General features: G+C 47.3%; 19 protein-coding genes, 1 other RNA gene and 1 other annotated feature. Of the genes, 3 read left to right on the top strand and 17 right to left on the bottom strand.

Annotation, left to right across the window (positions count from 1 at the left end; translation table 11 throughout):
• Positions 1-6 precede the first annotated feature (6 nt).
• Complete coding sequence (locus AC1WMD_RS05110) at positions 7-645, top strand: RsfA family transcriptional regulator (protein WP_043905584.1); 639 nt, start codon at positions 7-9, stop codon at positions 643-645.
• 35 nt (positions 646-680) lie between these two features.
• Here the strand turns inward: AC1WMD_RS05110 and AC1WMD_RS05105 are convergent, their stop codons facing one another.
• From AC1WMD_RS05105 to AC1WMD_RS05055, 11 genes are all read right to left on the bottom strand, one after another.
• On the bottom strand, positions 681-1445 hold the full coding sequence (locus tag AC1WMD_RS05105; RefSeq protein ID WP_043905585.1) for a tRNA threonylcarbamoyladenosine dehydratase: 765 nt from the start codon (positions 1443-1445) through the stop codon (positions 681-683).
• A gap of 165 nt (positions 1446-1610) precedes the next feature.
• Positions 1611-1795, bottom strand: a non-coding RNA gene (ssrS, locus tag AC1WMD_RS05100) — 6S RNA.
• Positions 1796-1898: 103 nt separating this feature from the next.
• Positions 1899-3674 (bottom strand): aspartate--tRNA ligase, encoded by a 1776-nt coding sequence (gene aspS / locus AC1WMD_RS05095; protein ID WP_043905586.1) that lies wholly within the window; start codon positions 3672-3674, stop codon positions 1899-1901.
• A gap of 13 nt (positions 3675-3687) precedes the next feature.
• Positions 3688-4959: a histidine--tRNA ligase gene (hisS, locus tag AC1WMD_RS05090; RefSeq protein ID WP_494256189.1), complete on the bottom strand. Its 1272-nt coding sequence runs from the start codon at positions 4957-4959 to the stop codon at positions 3688-3690.
• Between the two features lie 49 nt (positions 4960-5008).
• Positions 5009-5240, bottom strand: a binding site (T-box leader).
• Positions 5241-5308: 68 nt separating this feature from the next.
• Positions 5309-5494 (bottom strand): hypothetical protein, encoded by a 186-nt coding sequence (locus AC1WMD_RS05085; RefSeq protein WP_494256313.1) that lies wholly within the window; start codon positions 5492-5494, stop codon positions 5309-5311.
• Between the two features lie 87 nt (positions 5495-5581).
• A complete protein-coding gene (dtd, locus tag AC1WMD_RS05080) occupies positions 5582-6037 on the bottom strand; it encodes a D-aminoacyl-tRNA deacylase (protein ID WP_043905588.1) in 456 nt (151 codons plus the stop codon).
• 14 nt (positions 6038-6051) lie between these two features.
• Positions 6052-8250, bottom strand: a complete 2199-nt coding sequence (locus AC1WMD_RS05075) for a RelA/SpoT family protein (RefSeq protein WP_043905589.1) — start codon at positions 8248-8250, stop codon at positions 6052-6054.
• A 189-nt stretch (positions 8251-8439) separates the two neighbouring features.
• The gene (locus AC1WMD_RS05070; protein ID WP_043905590.1) at positions 8440-8952 is read right to left on the bottom strand and encodes an adenine phosphoribosyltransferase; all 513 of its coding nucleotides are present in this window, start codon (positions 8950-8952) and stop codon (positions 8440-8442) included.
• A complete protein-coding gene (gene recJ, locus AC1WMD_RS05065) occupies positions 8952-11309 on the bottom strand; it encodes a single-stranded-DNA-specific exonuclease RecJ (protein WP_043905591.1) in 2358 nt (785 codons plus the stop codon). Before recJ ends, AC1WMD_RS05070 begins: the two co-directional genes overlap by 1 nt.
• 157 nt (positions 11310-11466) lie before the next feature.
• Positions 11467-13719, bottom strand: a complete 2253-nt coding sequence (secDF, locus tag AC1WMD_RS05060; protein WP_043905592.1) for a protein translocase subunit SecDF — start codon at positions 13717-13719, stop codon at positions 11467-11469.
• Between the two features lie 169 nt (positions 13720-13888).
• On the bottom strand, positions 13889-14176 hold the full coding sequence (locus tag AC1WMD_RS05055; protein ID WP_043905593.1) for a post-transcriptional regulator: 288 nt from the start codon (positions 14174-14176) through the stop codon (positions 13889-13891).
• A 116-nt stretch (positions 14177-14292) separates the two neighbouring features.
• Here AC1WMD_RS05055 and spoVB point away from each other — a divergent pair, with 116 nt between their 5' ends.
• On the top strand, positions 14293-15852 hold the full coding sequence (gene spoVB / locus AC1WMD_RS05050) for a stage V sporulation protein B (RefSeq protein ID WP_043905594.1): 1560 nt from the start codon (positions 14293-14295) through the stop codon (positions 15850-15852).
• A 71-nt stretch (positions 15853-15923) separates the two neighbouring features.
• A complete protein-coding gene (locus AC1WMD_RS05045; protein ID WP_043905595.1) occupies positions 15924-16298 on the top strand; it encodes a TIGR04086 family membrane protein in 375 nt (124 codons plus the stop codon).
• A gap of 37 nt (positions 16299-16335) precedes the next feature.
• Here AC1WMD_RS05045 and yajC read toward each other — a convergent pair whose 3' ends face one another.
• The 6 genes from yajC to ruvA are packed head-to-tail and all read right to left on the bottom strand — an operon-like array spanning position 16336 to position 20664.
• A complete protein-coding gene (gene yajC / locus AC1WMD_RS05040; RefSeq protein WP_043905596.1) occupies positions 16336-16611 on the bottom strand; it encodes a preprotein translocase subunit YajC in 276 nt (91 codons plus the stop codon).
• A 23-nt stretch (positions 16612-16634) separates the two neighbouring features.
• A complete protein-coding gene (gene tgt, locus AC1WMD_RS05035; RefSeq protein ID WP_494256186.1) occupies positions 16635-17777 on the bottom strand; it encodes a tRNA guanosine(34) transglycosylase Tgt in 1143 nt (380 codons plus the stop codon).
• Positions 17778-17794: 17 nt separating this feature from the next.
• Entirely contained in the window at positions 17795-18823 is a 1029-nt protein-coding gene (queA, locus tag AC1WMD_RS05030; RefSeq protein WP_043905598.1) for a tRNA preQ1(34) S-adenosylmethionine ribosyltransferase-isomerase QueA, read from the bottom strand.
• 15 nt (positions 18824-18838) lie between these two features.
• Positions 18839-19045 (bottom strand): DUF2905 domain-containing protein, encoded by a 207-nt coding sequence (locus AC1WMD_RS05025; RefSeq protein ID WP_043905599.1) that lies wholly within the window; start codon positions 19043-19045, stop codon positions 18839-18841.
• Positions 19042-20043, bottom strand: coding sequence for a Holliday junction branch migration DNA helicase RuvB (gene ruvB / locus AC1WMD_RS05020; protein WP_043905600.1), 1002 nt, complete (start codon positions 20041-20043; stop codon positions 19042-19044). The genes AC1WMD_RS05025 and ruvB overlap by 4 nt, the downstream gene beginning before the upstream one ends.
• 15 nt (positions 20044-20058) lie before the next feature.
• Positions 20059-20664 (bottom strand): Holliday junction branch migration protein RuvA, encoded by a 606-nt coding sequence (ruvA, locus tag AC1WMD_RS05015; RefSeq protein WP_043905601.1) that lies wholly within the window; start codon positions 20662-20664, stop codon positions 20059-20061.
• Positions 20665-20778 lie beyond the last annotated feature (114 nt).

Genomic DNA, 20778 nt, shown 5'->3' with positions numbered 1-20778 from the left:
ACAAACATGAAAACAAGACAAGATGCCTGGTCTCACGAGGAAGATGTCGTGTTGGCGGAAACGGTGCTGCGATATATTCGTGAAGGAGGAACCCAGCTTGCCGCATTTGAAGAAGTCGGCAACCGCTTGAACCGGACGGCGGCCGCATGCGGGTTCCGCTGGAACGCTGAAGTTCGGAAACGGTATGTTGAAGCGATTGAACTGGCAAAAAAAGAGCGCAAAGAGCGGAAGCGCGCGCTGGAAATGGCCAAAAAACTACAGAAAGAAAATATTCTTCCAACATCAGAAAACATTTCTTATCAAGGATCGTCGCCATTTCTCCCTGCTTCACCGCTCACCCTTGAACAGTGCATCGCTTTTCTGCAAACGTTAAAACACGACTACGAACAGGTCGAAGCAATAAAAAAAGAAAATGAACGATTAAAACAAGAACAAGTGCAGCTGCAAAAACAGCGGGAAGAATTGCAACAAAAATTGGAACGTCTTGAAGCACAGCAATCCACTATTCAAGAAGATTATGAGGTATTAGTAAAAATTATGGAACGTGCCCGAAAACTCGTATTGGAAGAAGAGTACGGAGTACCGCCAGCCCATATTTTCCGTATGGATAAAAACGGAAATTTAGAACATATTGTCCGGTCTTAAGAAAAACGTCGCAGACGAAATGGCTGCGACGTTTTTTAATCTTCTCCAACCCGGTAAATTTTGATGTCTTTTAAGAGTTCTCGCACGACGTATGACGCCATGATCAGCCCTGCCACCGACGGCACAAACGCGTTGGAAGACGGCGGCATTTTCGCTTTGCGGATCGGGGACTGGTCATTGCCTACGACTTTGCGGACATCTTCGCGAATAATAATCGGCTTTTCATCAGAAAATACGACAGGAATGCCGCGGCGAATGCCTTCTTTGCGTAATTTGGCGCGGATGACTTTCGCGATCGGATCCGTGTGCGTTTTCGAAATATCGGCGATGCGAAAACGCGTCGGATCCATTTTGTTAGCGGCACCCATACTAGAAATAATCGGAATATTGCGCTTTAAGCACTCCTTCATTAAATGCACTTTATAAATAATCGTATCAGAAGCATCGATGACAAAATCAAGATCATAGCTGAAAAATTGCTCATATGTCTCTTCTGTATAAAACATTTGCAGCGCAATCACTTCACATTCCGGATTAATATCGGCGATTCGTTCTTTCATCAATTCGACTTTCGGACGACCGATCGTCGAAAGAAGCGCATGAATCTGCCGGTTGATATTCGTGATATCGACATTGTCCCGATCGACAAGAACGAGACGTCCAATGCCGGAACGAGCGAGCGCTTCTACCGCAAAAGAGCCAACCCCGCCGACGCCGAGAACAGCCACCGTTGCTCGTTTTAACTTTTCCAGTCCTTCTTTGCCGATTGCCAATTCGTTGCGGGAAAATTGGTGTAGCATCAATATCCTCTCCGTTGCTTTATTGTAATTTCCATACCGTTTTTTATCCTACAATAATCGGCGCTTTATTTTCAATCACATTTTTATACCAGCAAAACAAAACCCTATGTAAAGGGCGGCCTTTACATAGGGAAGTAGCCTGGCATATGTAGCGAAGCTTCAACTGTCAGTCCCAATCGTGCCGTCGATGCCTTCGTTTTGAACCCGCTCCCAAGCAGGTGGGTGCCCTGTCCCAAGGTTTGCACTTCCTCATACGGGGAGGCATGTACGCTGCTTGGAAACTCCGGGCTCCCGTATAACATATTGTTCGGTCAAAACAATAGGTTATACGACGAACACATCAGGACTATTTCTATTTGTATTTATTGTACCATAGATTCAATCACTTGTGAACCGCTCCGACCACATACTTTTGTGTAATCGATGGAAAAGGTGAAGACGATGAGAACCTGCTTACTCTTCTTTTTCCGATTGGACTGCTAAATGCAATTCTTCAAGCTGCTGCTTGCTGACTGGGCTCGGCGCTTCGGTAAGCAGACAGCTGGCGCTCGCCGTTTTTGGAAACGCGATCGTATCGCGCAAGTTGGAACGTCCCGCAAGCAGCATGACAAGCCGATCTAAGCCAAGCGCAATGCCGCCATGCGGCGGGGTTCCGTATTCAAACGCTTCAAGCAGAAAGCCAAACTGCGCGCGCGCTTCCTCTTCAGTAAATCCTAGGGTACGGAACATCTTTTCTTGCACATCGCGCTCAAAAATCCGCATCGAACCGCCGCCAAGCTCATAACCGTTGAGAACAAGATCATATGCCTGCGCTCTTACTTTTTCCGGGTTTGTTTCCAACGCCGGCAAGTCTTCCCGCACCGGCATCGTAAATGGATGATGCGCCGCGTAGTAACGTCCTTCTTCCTCGTCATACTCAAGAAGCGGCCAGTCCGTAATCCAAAGGAAATGGAGCTTTGTTTCATCAATTAAATTTAAATCTTTGCCAAGCTTCAGCCGCAGGGCGCCAAGCGCATCCGCAACCACCGCTTTTTGGTCGGCGACAAACAGCAATAAATCTCCTTCTTCCGCCTCAAGCGTTTTAACGAGTCCCGCTTGCTCTTCTTCGGTGAAAAATTTCGCGATCGGCCCTTTCAATCCGTCTGCTTCCACTTTCAACCATGCCAGTCCTTTTGCGCCGTAGCGGGCGACAAATTCGGCCAACGCATCGATATCTTTGCGGGAAAATTGCGCCGCTTTTCCTTTTACATTAATCGCTTTTACTTGGCCGCCGTTAGCGACAGCACCGGCAAACACTTTAAATGAAGAATGCTTCACAATTTCCGATACATCGACAAGCTCTAAACCGAAACGCGTATCCGGTTTGTCCGAACCGTAGCGGCTCATCGCCTCATCATACGACATGCGCGGGAACGGAAGGGAAACATCGATTCCTTTTGCTGCTTTTACAACGTGGGCCATCATTCGTTCCGTTAAGTCCATAATCTCTTCTTGGCTCATAAACGATGTTTCGATATCGATCTGTGTAAACTCCGGCTGCCGGTCAGCGCGCAAATCTTCATCGCGGAAACAGCGGGCAATTTGATAATACCGCTCAACCCCCGCAACCATTAACAGCTGCTTAAATATTTGCGGCGACTGCGGCAACGCATAAAATTCGCCTGGATGCACGCGGCTTGGCACTAAATAGTCGCGCGCACCTTCCGGCGTGCTTTTCGTTAAAATCGGCGTTTCCACCTCCAAAAAACCTTCGCCGTCTAAAAAGTCGCGAATCGCTTTCGCCACACGGTGACGCAGCTGCAGCGTGCGGAACATCACCGGGCGGCGCAAATCTAAATAACGATACTTCAAACGCACTTCTTCAGCAACATCTGTTTGGTCAGAAATAATAAACGGTGGTGTTTTCGCTTCATTAATGATGGTGACCTGTTCGGCTTGAATTTCAATTTTTCCTGTTGGAAGATTTGGATTGATCGTTCCTTCTTCTCGGGCAACAACCGTCCCCTCGACGCTTAACACATATTCATTCCGCACTTTCTCAGCAACATGCAGCGCTTCCTGCGATACTTCCGGGCTGAAGACAACTTGCACGATGCCCGTTCGGTCACGAAGATCAATGAAAATGAGTCCACCAAGGTCGCGGCGCTTTTGCACCCAGCCTTTGAGCACGACTTTCTCGCCAATCGCTTTTTCCGTAATTTCCCCACAATAATAGGTCCTGCCAAACATGATCATGCTCCTCCTATGCTAATCGTTCTTTTAAGAAATCGATAAATGACGGCAACGGTACTTCCGTTTGCTCCCCTGTACTCATTTCTTTTATATTGATGACGTTTTTGGCGAGCTCGTCGTCGCCAAGAATCGCCACAAATTTCGCGTTTAACCGGTCCGCTGCTTTCAGCTGTGCTTTTACTTTGCGGTCCTGGTAGTCTTTATCGGCGACGATCCCTGCTTTGCGCAGCCGATTTACCAGCAGCACGGATTCCTCTTGCGCTTTTTCGCCGACAGCAACTACATAACAATCGATGCCTGCGCGAACCGGCAATGTAATGCCTTCTGCCTCCAATGCGGCCAAAAGCCGCTCAATGCTAAGGGCAAAGCCGATGCCCGGCGTTTCTGGTCCGCCGATTTCCTGCACGAGTCCATTGTAACGGCCGCCGCCGCATAATGTCGTAATTGCGCCGAACCCTTCGGCATCGCTCATAATTTCAAATGTCGTATGGTTATAATAATCCAACCCGCGAACAAGGCGAGCGTCCACTTCGAACGGAATGCCCAACTTCGTCAAGTACGATTTGACTTTTTCAAAATACTGACGCGATTCCTCATTCAAATAATCAAGGATCGATGGCGCTGTCGCCATTAACTCATGATCGCGGTCTTTTTTGCAGTCAAGGATGCGAAGCGGATTTTTTTCGAGGCGCATTTGACAGTCTTCGCAAAGCTCATGAATCCGGCCTTGGAAATGATCGATCAACGCTTGGCGGTGCGCTTTGCGGCTTTCCGCATCCCCCAGGCTGTTAATCACTAATTTTAATTGTTTTAACCCTAATGTTTGATACAGTTCCATCGCCAGCGCAATCACTTCCGCGTCCATCGCCGGATCGCTGCTGCCAAGCGCCTCGACGCCAAATTGCACAAACTGGCGGAATCGTCCGGCCTGCGGGCGTTCGTAGCGGAACATCGGCCCTATGTAATACAGCTTCACCGGCTGATTCGGATCGCCGTACATTTTATGTTCCACAAACGAACGAACGACCGGCGCCGTGCCTTCCGGACGAAGCGTCAAGCTTCTTCCGCCTTTGTCTTCAAACGTATACATTTCTTTTTGTACAATATCGGTCGTATCGCCGACGCCGCGCAAAAACAGCTCCGTATGTTCAAAAATCGGCGTGCGAATTTCATGATAATTGTAACGCTCGCAAATATTGTGCGCGATCTTTTCAATATACTGCCACTTTTCGGCTTCACCTGGCAAAATATCTTGCGTTCCTCTCGGAATTTGAAAAGCCATTGCAAAACCCTCCTTTGCCAAAATAAAAACGCCCTTGTTCCCTATAAACGATAGGGACGAGAGCGCTGTTCCCGTGGTGCCACCCTAATTGAAGCAAAAAAGCTTCCACTTGTTGCCGATAACGCGAGACTCGCGTTCCCTTTTACTGGCGCCATGCACGTTCAAAGGGAAACCTACGGAGTGTCTTTCGTTAAGTCATCATGGAGAAATGCTTCCAGCCTCAGGCATTTCCTCTCTGGCCATGTGTATTCTTAACTACTTTTCTCCGTCATTGGTTGTGCATATGTATAATTTTTATAACTTATGTTACGAATGAAACCGCATTTTGTCAAGGAGAAAATCATTGTTTTTAGGAACGAAAAATTTGTTTTTTAAGTTTTTGTACGTCTCTTAACGTCAAGCCAAACTCAGACGCTAATTCAAAGGCGGTATATTCCGCCTCCTTTCTCATAAATTCGTGAAAATCGACATGAAATAATTCGCTTGCCTTGCGATGGGCAAACTCTCCTTTCGCGTTATGCCGCATTTTCCTCATCCTTCCTCATTGGAAATTCGCCGCGTCCGCTTGTTTTATTCTTTCCTATTTCGGCAAAAAATAAAATAAAAAAACGGGTGAACGCCATTAGTTCCCCGTTTTTTCCTTACTTTCGACAATGAGTGTCACCGGACCGTCATTAATGAGCTCCACTTCCATCATTGCACCAAACTTTCCCGTTTCCACGCGAATCCCTTTCTGCCGCAGCGCCTCGTTCAATGCCTCATACAGCGGCAGCGCATGATCCGGTTTTGCGGCTTCCATAAAATTCGGCCGCCGTCCTTTTCGGCAATCGCCGTATAACGTAAATTGCGAAACAGATAAAATATCGCCGCCAACATCCAACACAGAAAGATTCATTTTCCCCGCTTCATCTTCAAAAATACGCAAATGGGCGATTTTATCGGCGACAAAGGCGGCATCTTCGATCGTATCGCTATGGGTGACGCCGACAAGCAAGACCAGTCCGTGCCCAATCGCCCCGACCACTTCTCCATTCACCGTTACTTTTGCTTTTTTCGCTCGCTGTACGACTACTTTCATAAACCGTTTCCTTTCTAGTTATTCATGATTCGTTGTACCGAGTAAATATCTGGTATTTGTTTAATGCGGTCGACCACCTTTTGCAAATGGCTGACATTGCGAATCGCAATCGTCATATTAATGGTGGCGATTTTATTGCGGTGATCGGACCTGCCGGAAACAGCCGAAATATCTGTTTTTGTTTCATTCACCGCCTGCAGCACTTCATTGAGCAAGCCGCGGCGGTCAAAACCGGTAATTTCAATGTCTACGTTATATTCGCGGCTTGTTTTTGCGTCGCTTTCCCATTCGACCGAAATTAAGCGATCGGCCGCTTCTTCCGTCTGCACGTTAGGACAGTCGACGCGATGGACGGAAATGCCTCGGCCTCTCGTAATAAAACCGATAATTTCGTCGCCGGGAACCGGGTTGCAGCAACGCGACAGGCGGATCAGCAAATTGTCTATCCCTTGAACGCGGATGCCGCAATCGCGTTTTTTTCCGGCCGGCACTTTTGTTTCCGATATCGTCTCCGCCAATTTTTTCTGCTGTTCTTCTAAATCGCGCTGCTTCCGCCATTTATCTGTTAAACGGTGAGCAATTTGCGCTGCGGTAATCCCATGATAACCGACCGCGGCATACATATCCTCTTCGTTGGAAAAATTAAATTTCTCGGCAACGCGCTTGATGTTTTCCGCCGTTAAAATTTCTTTTACATCAAACCCGAGGCTGCGGACTTCTTTTTCGACAAGCTCTCGTCCTTTTTCAATATTTTCTTCTCGTCTTTGCTTTTTGAAAAACTGACGGATTTTATTTTTGGCATGGGACGTTTGCGCCAGCTTCAGCCAATCTTGACTTGGCCCATATGAGTGCTTTGAAGTCAAAATCTCGACAATGTCGCCTGTCTGCAACTTGTAATCAAGCGGCACCATTTTACCGTTGACTTTGGCGCCGATCGTTTTGTTGCCAATTTCCGAATGGATGCGATAGGCGAAATCAATCGGCACCGAACCAGCCGGCAATTCGATGACATCGCCTTTTGGCGTAAACACAAACACCATATCGGAGAATAAATCCATTTTCAGCGATTCCATAAATTCTTCGGCGTTGCTTGCATCATTTTGCCATTCCAAAATTTCCCGGAACCAGGAAAGCTTTTCTTCAAACGAATTCGGCTTAATCGTCTTCCCTTCTTTATACGCCCAGTGAGCGGCAATCCCAAACTCCGCGATTTGATGCATCTCAAACGTGCGAATTTGCACTTCAAGCGGCTCGCCTTTTGGACCGATCACAGTCGTATGAAGCGATTGGTACATATTCGGCTTTGGCATCGCAATGTAATCTTTGAAACGCCCCGGCATCGGCTTCCAGCAAGTATGGATAATGCCTAACACGGCGTAGCAGTCTTTAATGCTGTTGACAATAATGCGGACGGCGAGCAAATCGTAAATTTCGTTAAACTGTTTGTTTTGCATGACCATTTTGCGGTAGATGCTGTAAATATGTTTCGGTCGACCGGAAATTTCGCACGGAATCTGAACCTCGTTCAGCCGTTCACGCACTTCCTGAATCACTTCTTCCAAATATTGCTCGCGTTCGGCCCGTTTTTTCTTCATTAAGTTCACGATGCGGTAATATTGCTGCGGATTTAAGTAGCGAAGAGCGGTATCTTCCAGTTCCCATTTGATCTTGGAAATTCCAAGACGATGGGCTAACGGCGCGAAAATTTCCAATGTTTCATTGGCGATACGCCGCTGTTTTTCCGCCGGCAAATGTTTCAACGTCCGCATATTGTGAAGACGGTCCGCTAATTTAATTAAAATGACGCGGATATCTTGCGCCATTGCTAAAAACATTTTGCGATGGTTTTCCGCTTGCTGTTCTTCCTGTGATTTATATTTAATCTTTCCTAGCTTCGTCACCCCATCGACAAGCATCGCCACTTCAGCACCGAATTCCCGTTCCAAATCTTCTTTTGACGCCTCTGTATCCTCGACGACATCATGGAGAAATCCGGCAGCGATCGTGGCAGGATCCATTTTTAAATCTACTAAAATCCCCGCGACTTGAATCGGGTGAATAATATACGGCTCTCCCGATTTGCGATATTGATCGCGATGCGCATGTTTCGCAAACTCATACGCCTTTTTAATAAATTCGACATCTTTTTCCGATAAATAACAGCTCGCTTGTTCAATGACTTGCTCCGCTGTCAATACTTGTTCATTGGCCATAGGATCCTATCACCTTTACGTATAATAAAATCATGTATTGATACTATTATCATGAAAAAATTTTTTTATGTAAAGAGGTATGCAATGCCGGCCGTTTCCATATATAGACAACAACGGCTAATAAGAAAGAGCACTCATGAGAGTGCCCTTTTTATTCATTATAGCGAAAGAAGCCAGTCATGTCGATGGTTAGAATTGCATCAACGTTAAAATATCATAACCTTCTAGCTTTTTGCGTCCGCCTAGTTCGGTAAGCTCGATTAAAAAGGCAATGCCGGCTACAATGCCGCCAAGCTGTTCAACAAGCTGAATCGTAGCGTGAATCGTCCCGCCTGTCGCCAATAGGTCATCGGTAATCAACACTCGCTGCCCCGGCTTAATCGCGTCTTTATGCATAGTCAGCACATCTGTTCCATATTCTAGGCCGTATTCGACACGAACTACCTCGCGCGGTAATTTTCCTTCCTTGCGCACTGGAGCAAACCCGACTCCAAGCGCGTACGCAACCGGACAGCCAATAATAAACCCGCGCGCTTCCGGACCGACAACGATATCGATTTTCTTTTCGCGCGCATACTCAACAATTTGGTCTGTCGCATATTTATACGCTTCGCCTTTATCCATTAACGTTGTAATATCTTTAAACATAATCCCCGGTTTTGGAAAGTCAGGAACAATCGTAATATATTGTTTTAAGTCCATTACACATTTGCCTCCTCGTATGTTTGCGAACCTTTCATTTCGAAAAGACAGCGCTTCAATTGTTCGTAAGTTGAGTACAAAAGCAGATTTTCCAGCTCCAGCTGAGCTTGTTTCAGACGATAGGTCGGTGATTCGTTTAAGTCACGCTTTGCCGGCTGCGGAACAAGCGATATCACTCCATTGCGTTCGGTAATAAATTCGAGCTCTAAAAATACTTTTGCCATAAAGTGGACGGTTTCTTCCGTCCATCCGCGCGCACGCGCCAGTTGGCCGCCATGTTCGGCGATATGAAACACGCCTTGCTTTCGTAAAAATGCATAAAACCATTTAAAATGGTCGCGCGTCGGCAGCGTGCGGAAAAAATGAGTCTCCCTTTGATAGAATAACGCATAAATGCGCGCAGGTAAACTAGAACGCAGTAACATTTTTAAAATTTGCAATGACGGAGGCAGATCCAATAGCACTACATAGCGCCCGTCCAAGCAAAGCGTTGCCGCTTCTTCGCCGGAATGAACATAGTGCAATTCGTCCTTAAATGATGCCATATCTGAAATCTGTTCCGTTTCTTTGCGAAACATAATGAGCAGCCGTTTTTCTTTCGGAAGCGATGCAATCAGTGAATAAATATCCCTTTGGCCGCGAACGTCAAATAATTGGCATTCACTTACAGCGACGTCATAAATCATCAACTGCGGCTTGCGCAATCCATTCCATTCATTCACGGCTAATTCACCGACAACAGATACTTTTGCATCTCGGGCGATTTCATCATATAGATAGCCAAAGCCAAACCCAACGCCATCCACAGTGGCGCCATTTTCGGCAAAAACCACCTTTAAATGCGATTGATCGGCACCGATGCGGCGCATCATTTCCACGGAAACATTTTCGATTAAAAACAGCGGTTTCGCATTGCCAACGCCAAACGGGGCGAATTTTTCCAGCTGTTCTGCTGCCGACAGCGTTAAATCGGAGACGGAACAAACCGCATCGACGACCGTAATCGGAGTGAAATCATCGTCTGACAACGTTTCATCAGCAAGTGCGTTCAGACGCTGCCGCAATTCGTCAATATGATCGATTGATAACGTCATTCCGGCTGCCATTGGGTGGCCACCAAAATGCGGCAAGATATCACGGCATGTCGATAGGCTGGCAAAGAGGTCAAAACCATGGATGCTTCGCGCCGAACCTTTGGCTATTCCTTTTTCAGCATCAATGCTTAAAACGATCGTTGGCCGGTAAAATTGTTCGACTAACCGGGAAGCAACGATGCCAATGACCCCCGGATTCCATCCTTCTTTCGCCACGACGAGCACTTTATTCCTAGCCGGCGGAAACTGTTCACGGACGATTTGCGCCGCTTCTTCCGCTATTTCAGCTACTAACTGCTGGCGTTCGCGATTAAGGTCATCCATTTCTTTCGCCAGCCTTTTCGCTTCCGTCTCATCCTCAGTCATGAGCAGCCTTACAGCCGGGTCCGCTCCACCTAAACGTCCAACCGCGTTCATCCGCGGCGCGATCACAAAGCCAACCGTCTGTTCGTTGATTTCCTTCGCTTCTATCCTGCACTGCTGCCATAAGGCGCGCAAGCCGATGCGCTTCGTGCGGCGCAGTTCGTCAAGTCCTTGCGCAGCCAGCAGGCGGTTTTCCCCCGTTAAAGGCACCAAATCAGCGATCGTCCCAATCGAGACGACATCCAATAAATGGCGTGGAACCTCCCCAAGCAATGCATGGGCAACTTTAAACGCTACCCCGACGCCGGCTAGTTCGCGAAACGGATATGTACTTCCGGGTTTTTTGGGATGAATGATTTCATACGCTTCCGGCAACACCGGTCCCGGCTCATGATGGTCGGTAATAATAACGTCCATACCAAGCTCATTGGCAAGGGCCACTTCCTTCACCGCCGCGATGCCATTATCCACCGTAACAATAAGAGAAACTCCCTGCTCTTTTGCGCGGCGAAAAGCCGCTTCATTCGGACCGTATCCTTCAGTAAAGCGATTCGGAATATAAAAATCAACGACAGCTCCCGCTTCCTTTAAAGCGCTAACCATGACCGTCGTACTGCATACACCATCGGCATCATAGTCACCGTATACTAAAATAGACTCGCCTTGCCGTATCGCCTGCTCTAGTCTCGCAACCGCACGTTCCATTCCATCAAGCAAAAACGGATCATGAAACGGCTGCTTGAGCGGATGCAAAAAGGCTTCTGCCTCTTTCGCCGTACAAACGCCGCGATGCACAAGAAGCTTGGCAATCAGCGGGTCGATGTGCAGCTGTTCCGCTAAATGTTTAACGATATGTTCGTCAGGATGTTTCACATCCCAACGCGTTTTTGCTGTTAACATGTATCCCACCTCAACTCTTCCTATTATACAAAAAGAAAAAAAGGATGGGCAATGAAGTTACGGGTTTTTTTCCGGATGATACATGCCTGTATAAACGAAAAAGTGCTCCGCTTCTTTACGGAGCACTTTTTGATGAATCCCACCAATAATGTTGAGATTATGCTTGCGGTTCCAGCTCTTTCGCAGAACTCTTTTTTCCTTTTCCTTTTTTCAGCTGGTTTCCTTTCCAAACTACCCATAATTGCGACGCAATGCATAATGAAGAGTAAACGCCGCAAACAAGCCCAGCGAGCAAGGCGATATTAAAGGTAAAAATCGCTTCGCTGCCAAAGATTAAAAGAGCGACAACGGTAAAGATCACCGTTAATACCGTATTAATCGAGCGGGTCAACGTTTGTTGCAGCGCTCTGTTGACGATATGTTTCAAGTCGTCTACCGTTTTTACTTTCCGCTTCTTCATCAAATCGCGGATACGGTCAAACGTAACGATCGTATCGTTGATCGAATAACCGATGATCGTCAACACCGCGGCGATAAACGTTAAATCCACCTCCAACCGCGTCAGACTGAAAAAGGTGATAATGAAAAACGCATCGTGAAGCAGCGCGACAATCGCCGCCAGCGCCATATACAGCTCAAAGCGGATCGTCACGTAAAGAATGATTCCAAGTGAGGAAATCAGCACGGCAATAAACGCGTTGCGCGCCAATTCTTTTCCAACGACCGGCGACACCGTGCTTACGTTCGGCTCGGAGCCGTACTTTTGTTTAAAATGCGATTTCAGCTCGGCAATCTCCTTTTTGTTTAATACGCCGATAAAACGAGCCACGCCAACGTTATTGCGGTCGCCGGACAACACAACATCCTCCGGTTTCAGCCCAAGCTGCCCGAATTCATCTTTTAGCTGTTCCGCGTTTATCGGCTTGTCGCTCATCACTTCGACGCGCGTCCCACTCGTAAAATCGATGCCAAGATTAAGCTTCATCGTTAATAAGGCAATAATCCCGATCACCGTTAACAAACCGGAAAAAACGAAAAACTTTTTACTATGTTTAACGAAATCCCAACGGTCAAACTTAGTCGGCACTTCCGTATCATCCGTTGTTTCCGCGATATTTAAGATTTCCGATTTTTTTACGCCAAAATAGCCTGGTTTATTGTTTAGCCAGCGGCTATGAACAAGCAGGCCAAGGAGCAGGCGCGTGCCGTACACCGCCGTGATGAAGCTGGCTAAAATGCTGATGATGAGCATCGTCGCAAACCCTTTGACCGAGCTCGTCCCGTAAATGAAGAGAACGACACCGGCGATAATCGTCGTAATGTTCGCATCCAAAATCGTCGCAAACGACCCTCTATTCCCAGAACGGAACGCCGACATAATCGACTTGCCGAGCTTAATCTCCTCTTTAATCCGTTCATACGTAATGATGTTGGCGTCTACCGCCATCCCGACACCTAAAATAAGCGCGGCGATTCCTGGCAGCGTCAAGACGCCGTTCATCAAATCAAAAATAAGAAGAATCAAGTAAATATATACCAACAATGTAATGACTGCGATAACCCCTGGCAAGCGATAAAACAAAATCATAAAGAGGAAAATCGCAGCTACCCCTACAATGCCGGCAAAAATCGTTTTTTGCAGAGCGTTTTGGCCAAACTGTGCTCCGACCGATGTCGAGTAAATTTCTTTTAACTCGACTGGAAGCGCCCCGGCATTGAGTAAATCAGCCAACTGCTGCGCTTCCTTCACCGTGAAATTGCCCACAATGGAGACATCAGTTTGGTTAAATACTTGGTTTACCGCTGCCGCGGAAATAAATTTTGGATGCGCTTTTCCTGCTTCTTTTTTGTAAGAGTCCACTCCTTCTTTAAAATCCAGCCAAATGACCAATAAGTTATTTGGCGGTCCCATTTTATATACTTTTTCTGTTACTTGTTTAAATTTGTTCGCATCTTTTAATTTAATGGCGACACTTGGTTTCCCGTTTTCATCGAAAGACAGCTTTGCTCCGCCTTGAACAAGATCGCTTCCATCCATTAACACGTTGTCATTGACGTCGCGGAACGTTAATTTGGCTTGCGTCGATAAAATTTCGCGCGCTTGATTTTGGTCCTTAACCCCAGCGAGCTGGACGCGAATGCGGTTTTTTCCTTCGATTTGAATGTTCGGTTCGCTCACGCCAAGTACGTTAATCCGTTTGTTTAACGCGCTGACCGTGCTTTTTAACGTTTCTTGATCGATTTTATCGCCTTTTTTTGCCGGCTTTACTTCATAAAGCACTTCAAAACCGCCTTGCAAATCAAGGCCTAATTTCATGTTATGTACAATACCTTGAATCGTCGGCCCCATCACTCCTGCCAAAAGCAAAAGCAACAGGAAAAACGCGACAATGCGACTGCGTTTCACCATCGTAAAAAAATCCTCCTTCAGCTCATCTTCCCGCTAAGGGCTCTTTCTGCTCCATTAACGGATTTTTGCAGATTATCTCGACAACTAGTTTTGCATCCGCCGGCATCAAGATATCTCTCAATATCCCAATTATGAAACAGCAAACGAAAACTGTCAATTTCCTACATCACTATAATAATTCTTTCAACACCGCCTCTAAATCATCATCCCCCGCCAAACGCTGTTCTTTATAGGATCGCATCGTAATAAATGACATATATTCGCCAATTTGCAGTGATAAAATATCATTGACAAGCTCATATACTTTTCTTTCTTCCCCATTTTTCCACTTCTTTTGCACCAAACACTCCCATATTTGTTCCATGGTCACTTGCTTATAGCCAAGAAGGCGAAATTCGTCATATTTGCATTGCAGCGCCGGCATCAGCAGTTCACGCAATTCCTTTTGTTTTTCCATTTTCTCCTCTTCTCCCCCTGCACACTCGCCCATAATACTTGTCATGCTTGTTTATATGTACTGCATATAGTTAATTGTATAAAAGATTATGGCATTTGAGAAGGTAGGGAGAGGCGATGTCTAAATTTTTACAAGGAACGATAATTTTAATCGTTGCTGGCTTCATTACAAGAATACTTGGATTTATTAATCGCATTGTTGTCGCACGTGTCATCGGCAGTGAAGGTGTCGGCTTATATATGATGGCGGTGCCGACATTAATGCTTGCCATTACCATTACGCAAATGGGACTCCCTGTTGCCATTTCCAAACTTGTCGCGGAAGCGGAAGCCGTCGGCGACCGAAAAAAGGTGAAAAAAATTCTTGTCGTCTCGTTAACGATCACCGGTGCGCTTAGTATAGTCTTCTTCCCTGCGATGATTTTGCTCGCCCCATTGTTATCGCGAACGTTATTCACTGACCCGCGTACTTATTATCCATTAATTGCTATCGCTCCGGTCGTCCCAATCATCGCCATTTCTTCCGTGCTGCGCGGGTATTTCCAAGGGAAACAGCAAATGAAACCGTACGCCTATTCCCAGCTTTTAGAACAAATCGTCCGCATTAGCTTGATCGCCGTGTGCACAAAAGCGTTATTGCCGTACGGCATCGAATACGCCGCCGCCGGCGCCATGTTATCTTCCGTCATCGGCGAATTGATATCGCTAATCTATTTGCTTTGCATGTTTCGATGGAAAAAATCGATCAAACTGCGGACAAAGTTTTTCCACTATGTCAAAACGGGAAGAGAGACGTTTACCAGCTTAATGCGCATCGCGCTGCCAACGGCAGGAAGCCGTCTCATCGGGTCGCTTTCCTGGTTTTTAGAGCCGATCGTCGTCGCCAACAGCTTGGCTATCACCGGAGTTGCCACTTCCCTAGCGACAAAACAATACGGCCAACTCACCGGTTACGCGCTTCCGTTATTAATGCTGCCTTCCTTTATTACGTATTCGTTGTCGGTCTCACTTGTCCCGGCAATCAGCGAAGCGATGGCGCAAAAACAGATGGTGCTTGTGGAGCACCGCATCCAGCAGGCTATGCGCCTTTCGCTTGTGACCGGCGGTCTTTCCGTCGTTGTTTTATACGTATTTGCCGAACCGCTCATGCAATGGATGTACGGAACAAGCGAAGCAACGATTTTTGTGAAAGTGATGGCTCCATTTTTCCTTTTCTACTATTTTCAAGGTCCGCTTCAAGCCGTACTGCAAGCCCTTGATTTAGCAAATGCGGCGATGATCAACAGCCTGATTGGCACCGCGGTAAAGCTGGCCTGCATTTTTGCACTTGCCACACGGCCTAGTTTAGGAATTATGGGGGCGGCGCTGGCGATCGCCATCAATACGGTGCTTGTCACCTTGCTCCATTTAGCAACGATGATGAAGGTGGTGTCCTACTCCATTTATGTCATGGAATATATGAAAGCGTTTCTAACTATGATTGCAGCAGGGATTGTCGGATATGTATCCTTTCACTACTCTTTCGCTGCCCTCCCTCTTTCGCTGCAGACAATGGCATCTATCATCGTTACTACTATCGTTTACTTGCTTCTATTAATCATCTTTGAATTAATCAAGCGGGAAGAGCTTGCCTATATTCCTGGAATCGGCGCCTTCATCGCGAAAAAAAAGCGCTAATAAACTTCTAAACATGTCCAAAGCGGAATATACTTTGGTGAAACGTATTATCAGCGACAGGGGGAAGAGAGATGTCAAGATGGGGAACAGCGATTGTTTACGGGGTTGTTACTATTTTCTTGCTGGCGGCAGTGATCAGTTTCTTTCTATCTCTTATCCTCAAGTGGACAGATGTGCAGGAAGCTTCATTAACATGGGTTATTTTTGCCGGGTCGCTTCTTTCCATGTTCATCGGCGGGCTGGTCGCCGGTGGAAAAGGGAAAGAAAAAGGATGGCTGACCGGCGGGATTACCAGTTTATCATTTACTGCCATCGTATTTTTCTTTCAATTTTTAGGATTGGAAAAATCCTTTACCATGGAACAATGGATCTATCACCTCATCTTTTTCGTAGCGGCGGCACTTGGCGGCATCGTCGGCGTCAATTTGAAAGCATCGCGCAGCTAAAAGAAAAGCGGCTACCTTTTTGGTAGCCGCTTTTCTTTTATTTATTATTACTTTCCGCTACTACTTCGCGCACCGCCGAGCGGTCATATGTAAGACGGGTGCCGTCGCCTGCACGAATCACCACTTTATCTTCATCAACGGAATCGATAATCCCGTGCAAGCCGCCAATCGTGACGATTTTATCCCCTTTTTTCAAGTTCGCCTGCATTTGCTGCACCGCGCGCTGCCGTTTTTGCTGCGGCCGAAGCAGCAGGAAGTAAAAAATGACAAAAAACAGGACAATTGGCAATAAATTTACAATCGCTGCGTTCATTCCTTTCCCTCCTTTCTTGATCGTTAAAAGTTTTTCGCATTTGGTTTATTGAAACCGTAACGCTCGAAAAATTCCTCGCGGAAATCGCCGAGACGATCTTCGCGAATCGCTTGTCTCACTTGCTCCATTAATTTTATCAAAAAATAGACGTTATGGTAAGAAGTTAAACGAATGCCAAATGTTTCTTCACATTTGATGAGATGGCGAATGTACGCGCGCGTATAATTGCGGCAAGTATAGCAGTCGCAGTTCGGATCAAGCGGCGAAAAATCGCGGGCATATTGCGCGTTTTTAATGACGACCCTTCCTTCGCTTGTCATTACTGTTCCGTTGCGGCCGATCCGCGTCGGCAGCACGCAGTCGAACATATCAATGCCGCGAATCGCCCCGTCGATCAGCGAATCAGGCGAGCCGACTCCCATTAAATAGCGCGGCTTATTCGCCGGCAACAGCGGCGTCGTAAACTCGAGCACCCGGTTCATTACTTCTTTCGGCTCGCCGACAGATAAACCGCCGACCGCATAGCCTGGAAAATCTAACGACACTAAGTCTTGCGCGCTTTGTCTGCGAAGATCTTCAAATTCCCCGCCCTGCACAATACCGAATAATCCTTGTTCATTCGGACGCTGGTGCGCTTTTAAACAGCGCTCCGCCCAGCGGCTTGTCCGCGCTACGGATTTCTTCATATATTCGTGCGTGGCCGGATACGGCGGGCATTCGTCAAACGCCATCATAATGTCCGAGCCAAGCGCGTTTTGGATTTCGATCGCCTTCTCCGGAGATAAAAACAGTTTATCGCCGTTTAAATGATTGCGGAAGTATACCCCTTCCTCCTCGATGCGGCGAAATTCGCTTAAACTAAACACTTGGAAACCACCGGAATCGGTAAGAATGCCGCGGTCCCAGTTCATAAACGAATGGAGGCCGCCCGCTTCTTTCACGATATCAGGCCCTGGGCGCAGCCAGAGATGATACGTGTTGCTTAAAATCACGCCGGCGCCCATTTCCTTCAATTCTTCCGGCGATAACGTTTTTACGGTCGCCAGCGTCCCGACCGGCATAAACATCGGCGTTTCAAACGAGCCGTGCGGCGTGTGAAGAATACCGAGACGCGCTCCTGTTTGTCTGCATGTTTTGATGAGCTCAAAACGAATCGGTGATGTCAATCGAACGTTCCCCTTTCTTAAATAATCAGCATCGCATCGCCAAAGCTAAAGAAGCGATAGCGCTCTTTTACCGCCACATGGTAGGCATGTAAAATATTTTCACGGCCGGCGAGCGCACTGACAAGCATAATGAGCGTAGATTTCGGCAAATGGAAGTTGGTCACCAGCCCATCAATTCCTTTAAATTCATAGCCTGGATAAATAAAAATATCGGTCCAGCCGCTTTCCGCGACAAATTTGCCGTTATGTCTCGTGGCAATCGTCTCTAGCGTACGTGTCGAAGTGGTGCCGACAGCGATAATGCGGCCGCCTTGCTGTCTCACCTCATTTAACAGCTGCGCGGTTTCCTCAGACATTTGATAAAATTCCGCATGCATATCATGCTCCTCAATGTTTTCGACGCTCACAGGACGGAACGTGCCAAGCCCGACATGAAGGGTAATAAACGCGATATGCACCCCTTTGGCGCGGATGTCGTCCAACAGCTGCGCGGTAAAATGCAAACCCGCTGTCGGCGCCGCCGCTGAACCCACCTCACGGGCATAGACGGTTTGATAGCGTTCCGGGTCCTCTAATTTTTCTTTAATATACGGAGGCAGCGGCATTTCGCCAAGCTGTTCGAGCACTTCATAAAAAATGCCTTGATAGGAAAATTCCAAGATGCGGCCGCCATGCTCTAATGTATCGATACATACCGCTTTCAGCCGGCCATCGCCAAACGTAATTTCCGTGCCGACTTTCACGCGTTTCGCCGGCTTCACTAACGTTTCCCAGCGGTCCCCTTCCAACTGTTTCAAAAGCAATACTTCAATATTGGCGCCCGTATCCGTTTTTTCGCCATAAAGCCGCGCCGGCATGACACGCGTATCATTCAGCACTAGACAGTCTCCTTTGTGCAAATACGAGATAATATTGCGAAAAGCTTCATGGCGGATTTCCCCGGTTTTTTTATTTAACACCATCAGCCGCGAAGCGTCGCGGTTTGATAGCGGCGTCTGCGCAATTAACTCTTCTGGCAGTTCAAAGTCAAACAAGTCAATTTTCATGCTGTTCTCCTTTCTTTAGCGAAACCTTCCTAGCACATAAAAAATAAGCGACAGCACCACGCTTAGCAAAATCGATGTGACAACCGGAAAATAAAATGTCGTATTTCCTTTGCGGATAATAATATCCCCAGGGAGCCGGCCGAGTTTTATAAACTGCATCAAAAATCCGATGATAATGAGCACCACGCCAATCGTCATAATGAGTTTAGGCAGGCTGTTCATCGCTTTGGAACCTCCATTCCAAAATGTTCGTACGCCATCGGCGTTACAACGCGGCCGCGCGGCGTCCGCTGCAAAAAGCCGATCTGGAGCAAATACGGTTCATACACATCTTCGATCGTCTGCGTCTCTTCGCCAATCGTCGCGGCAATGGTCTCCAGACCGACCGGCCCGCCGGCGAATTTTTCGATAATCGCTTTCAAGAGCTTATGATCGATATGATCAAGGCCCAATCGGTCGACTTGCAGCAACTCGAGCGCTTCTTCCGCCAACGGAAAAGTAATCGTCCCGTTTCCCCGCACTTGCGCGAAATCGCGGACACGCCGCAGCAGTCGGTTGGCGATGCGCGGCGTTCCGCGCGAGCGCCGCGCGATTTCTGTCGCTGCTTCCGGTGCGATTTCGACCTGCAAAATTTCCGCTGTCCGTATCACAATTTGGCTAAGGTGTTCTACACTATAATACTCTAAACGGCTGATGACGCCAAACCGGTCGCGCAGCGGGGCAGATAAAGCACCCGCCCTTGTCGTGGCACCAACGAGGGTAAACGGCGGCAAATCAATGCGAATGGACCGGGCTGTCTGTCCTTTGCCGATGACAATATCCAAACAATAATCTTCCATCGCCGGATACAGCACTTCTTCCACCGTACGGTGCAGCCGGTGAATCTCATCAATAAATAATACATCCCCTGGTTCTAATGACGTTAAAATGGCCGCCAAGTCGCCAGGCCGCTCAATCGCCGGACCGGAAGTGGTGCGCAAATGGACGCCCATTTCATTGGCAATAATCGCCGCCAACGTCGTTTTTCCCAGCCCCGGCGGACCGTATAATAGGACATGATCGAGCGTTTCCTCACGCATTTTTGCCGCTTCAATAAATATTTTTAAATTTCCCTTCACTTTATCTTGTCCAATATATTCGTGCAAAAATTTCGGGCGGAGACTGTATTCAAGTGAAACGTCTTCACGGTGGACGTCACCGGAGACAAGGCGTTCTTCCATCATCCACCCCTCCCTTTATTTTAACAGTTGCTGCAGCGCGCGCTTCACATATTGCTCAGTAGATAAGTTTTCTTTGCTAAGCGCTGGTATGACTTTTTGAATTTCCCGTTCCCCGTAGCCAAGCGCTTTTAATGCTGCGATGGCCTCCTCCAGTGCGGCGGCGTGAAGCGGCGCTGTCTCTTCCTGATGGAAAACAAAGCGGGTATGCGGAGTTGCCATAACCGAAGCCAGCTTTCCTTTTAAATCAAGGATCATTTGCCGGGCTGTTTTTTTCCCGACCCCTGGAAATTTGCATAAAAACGCTTCATTTTCTTGTTCAATCGCTTCAACCAGCTGCTCCGGCTGCCCCGCGGCTAAAATCGCCAATCCGCCTTTGGGGCCAATTCCCGATACTTGCAATAGTTTGGCAAACAGCATTCGTTCCTCGCGGGTGCGAAACCCGTACAAAGCAACGATATCTTCACGGACGTACTGATATGTATAAACGGTTACGATCGTATCGCGGCTTTCTTGAAAGGAAAACGGATTCGGGGTAAAGATTTGGTACCCGACGCCATTATTGTCGATGACAATATATTCCGGGCAGACGTAATCGACATACCCGCGGACAAATTCGATCAACGCTGAACTCCTCTCCTTTTCTTTCTGCCTTTCCATTGTATCATACCATTACATTATAACAAAAAGCGAATGTATATTCCTGTTTGGAACATAAAAAAAGACTTACCAAAATGA

The sequence above is a fragment of the Parageobacillus sp. NEAU-HV-2 genome (genome assembly GCF_059115485.1).
The sequence above is the reverse complement of the archived record's forward strand: the minus strand, read 5'-3'. Positions and strand labels throughout refer to the sequence as shown.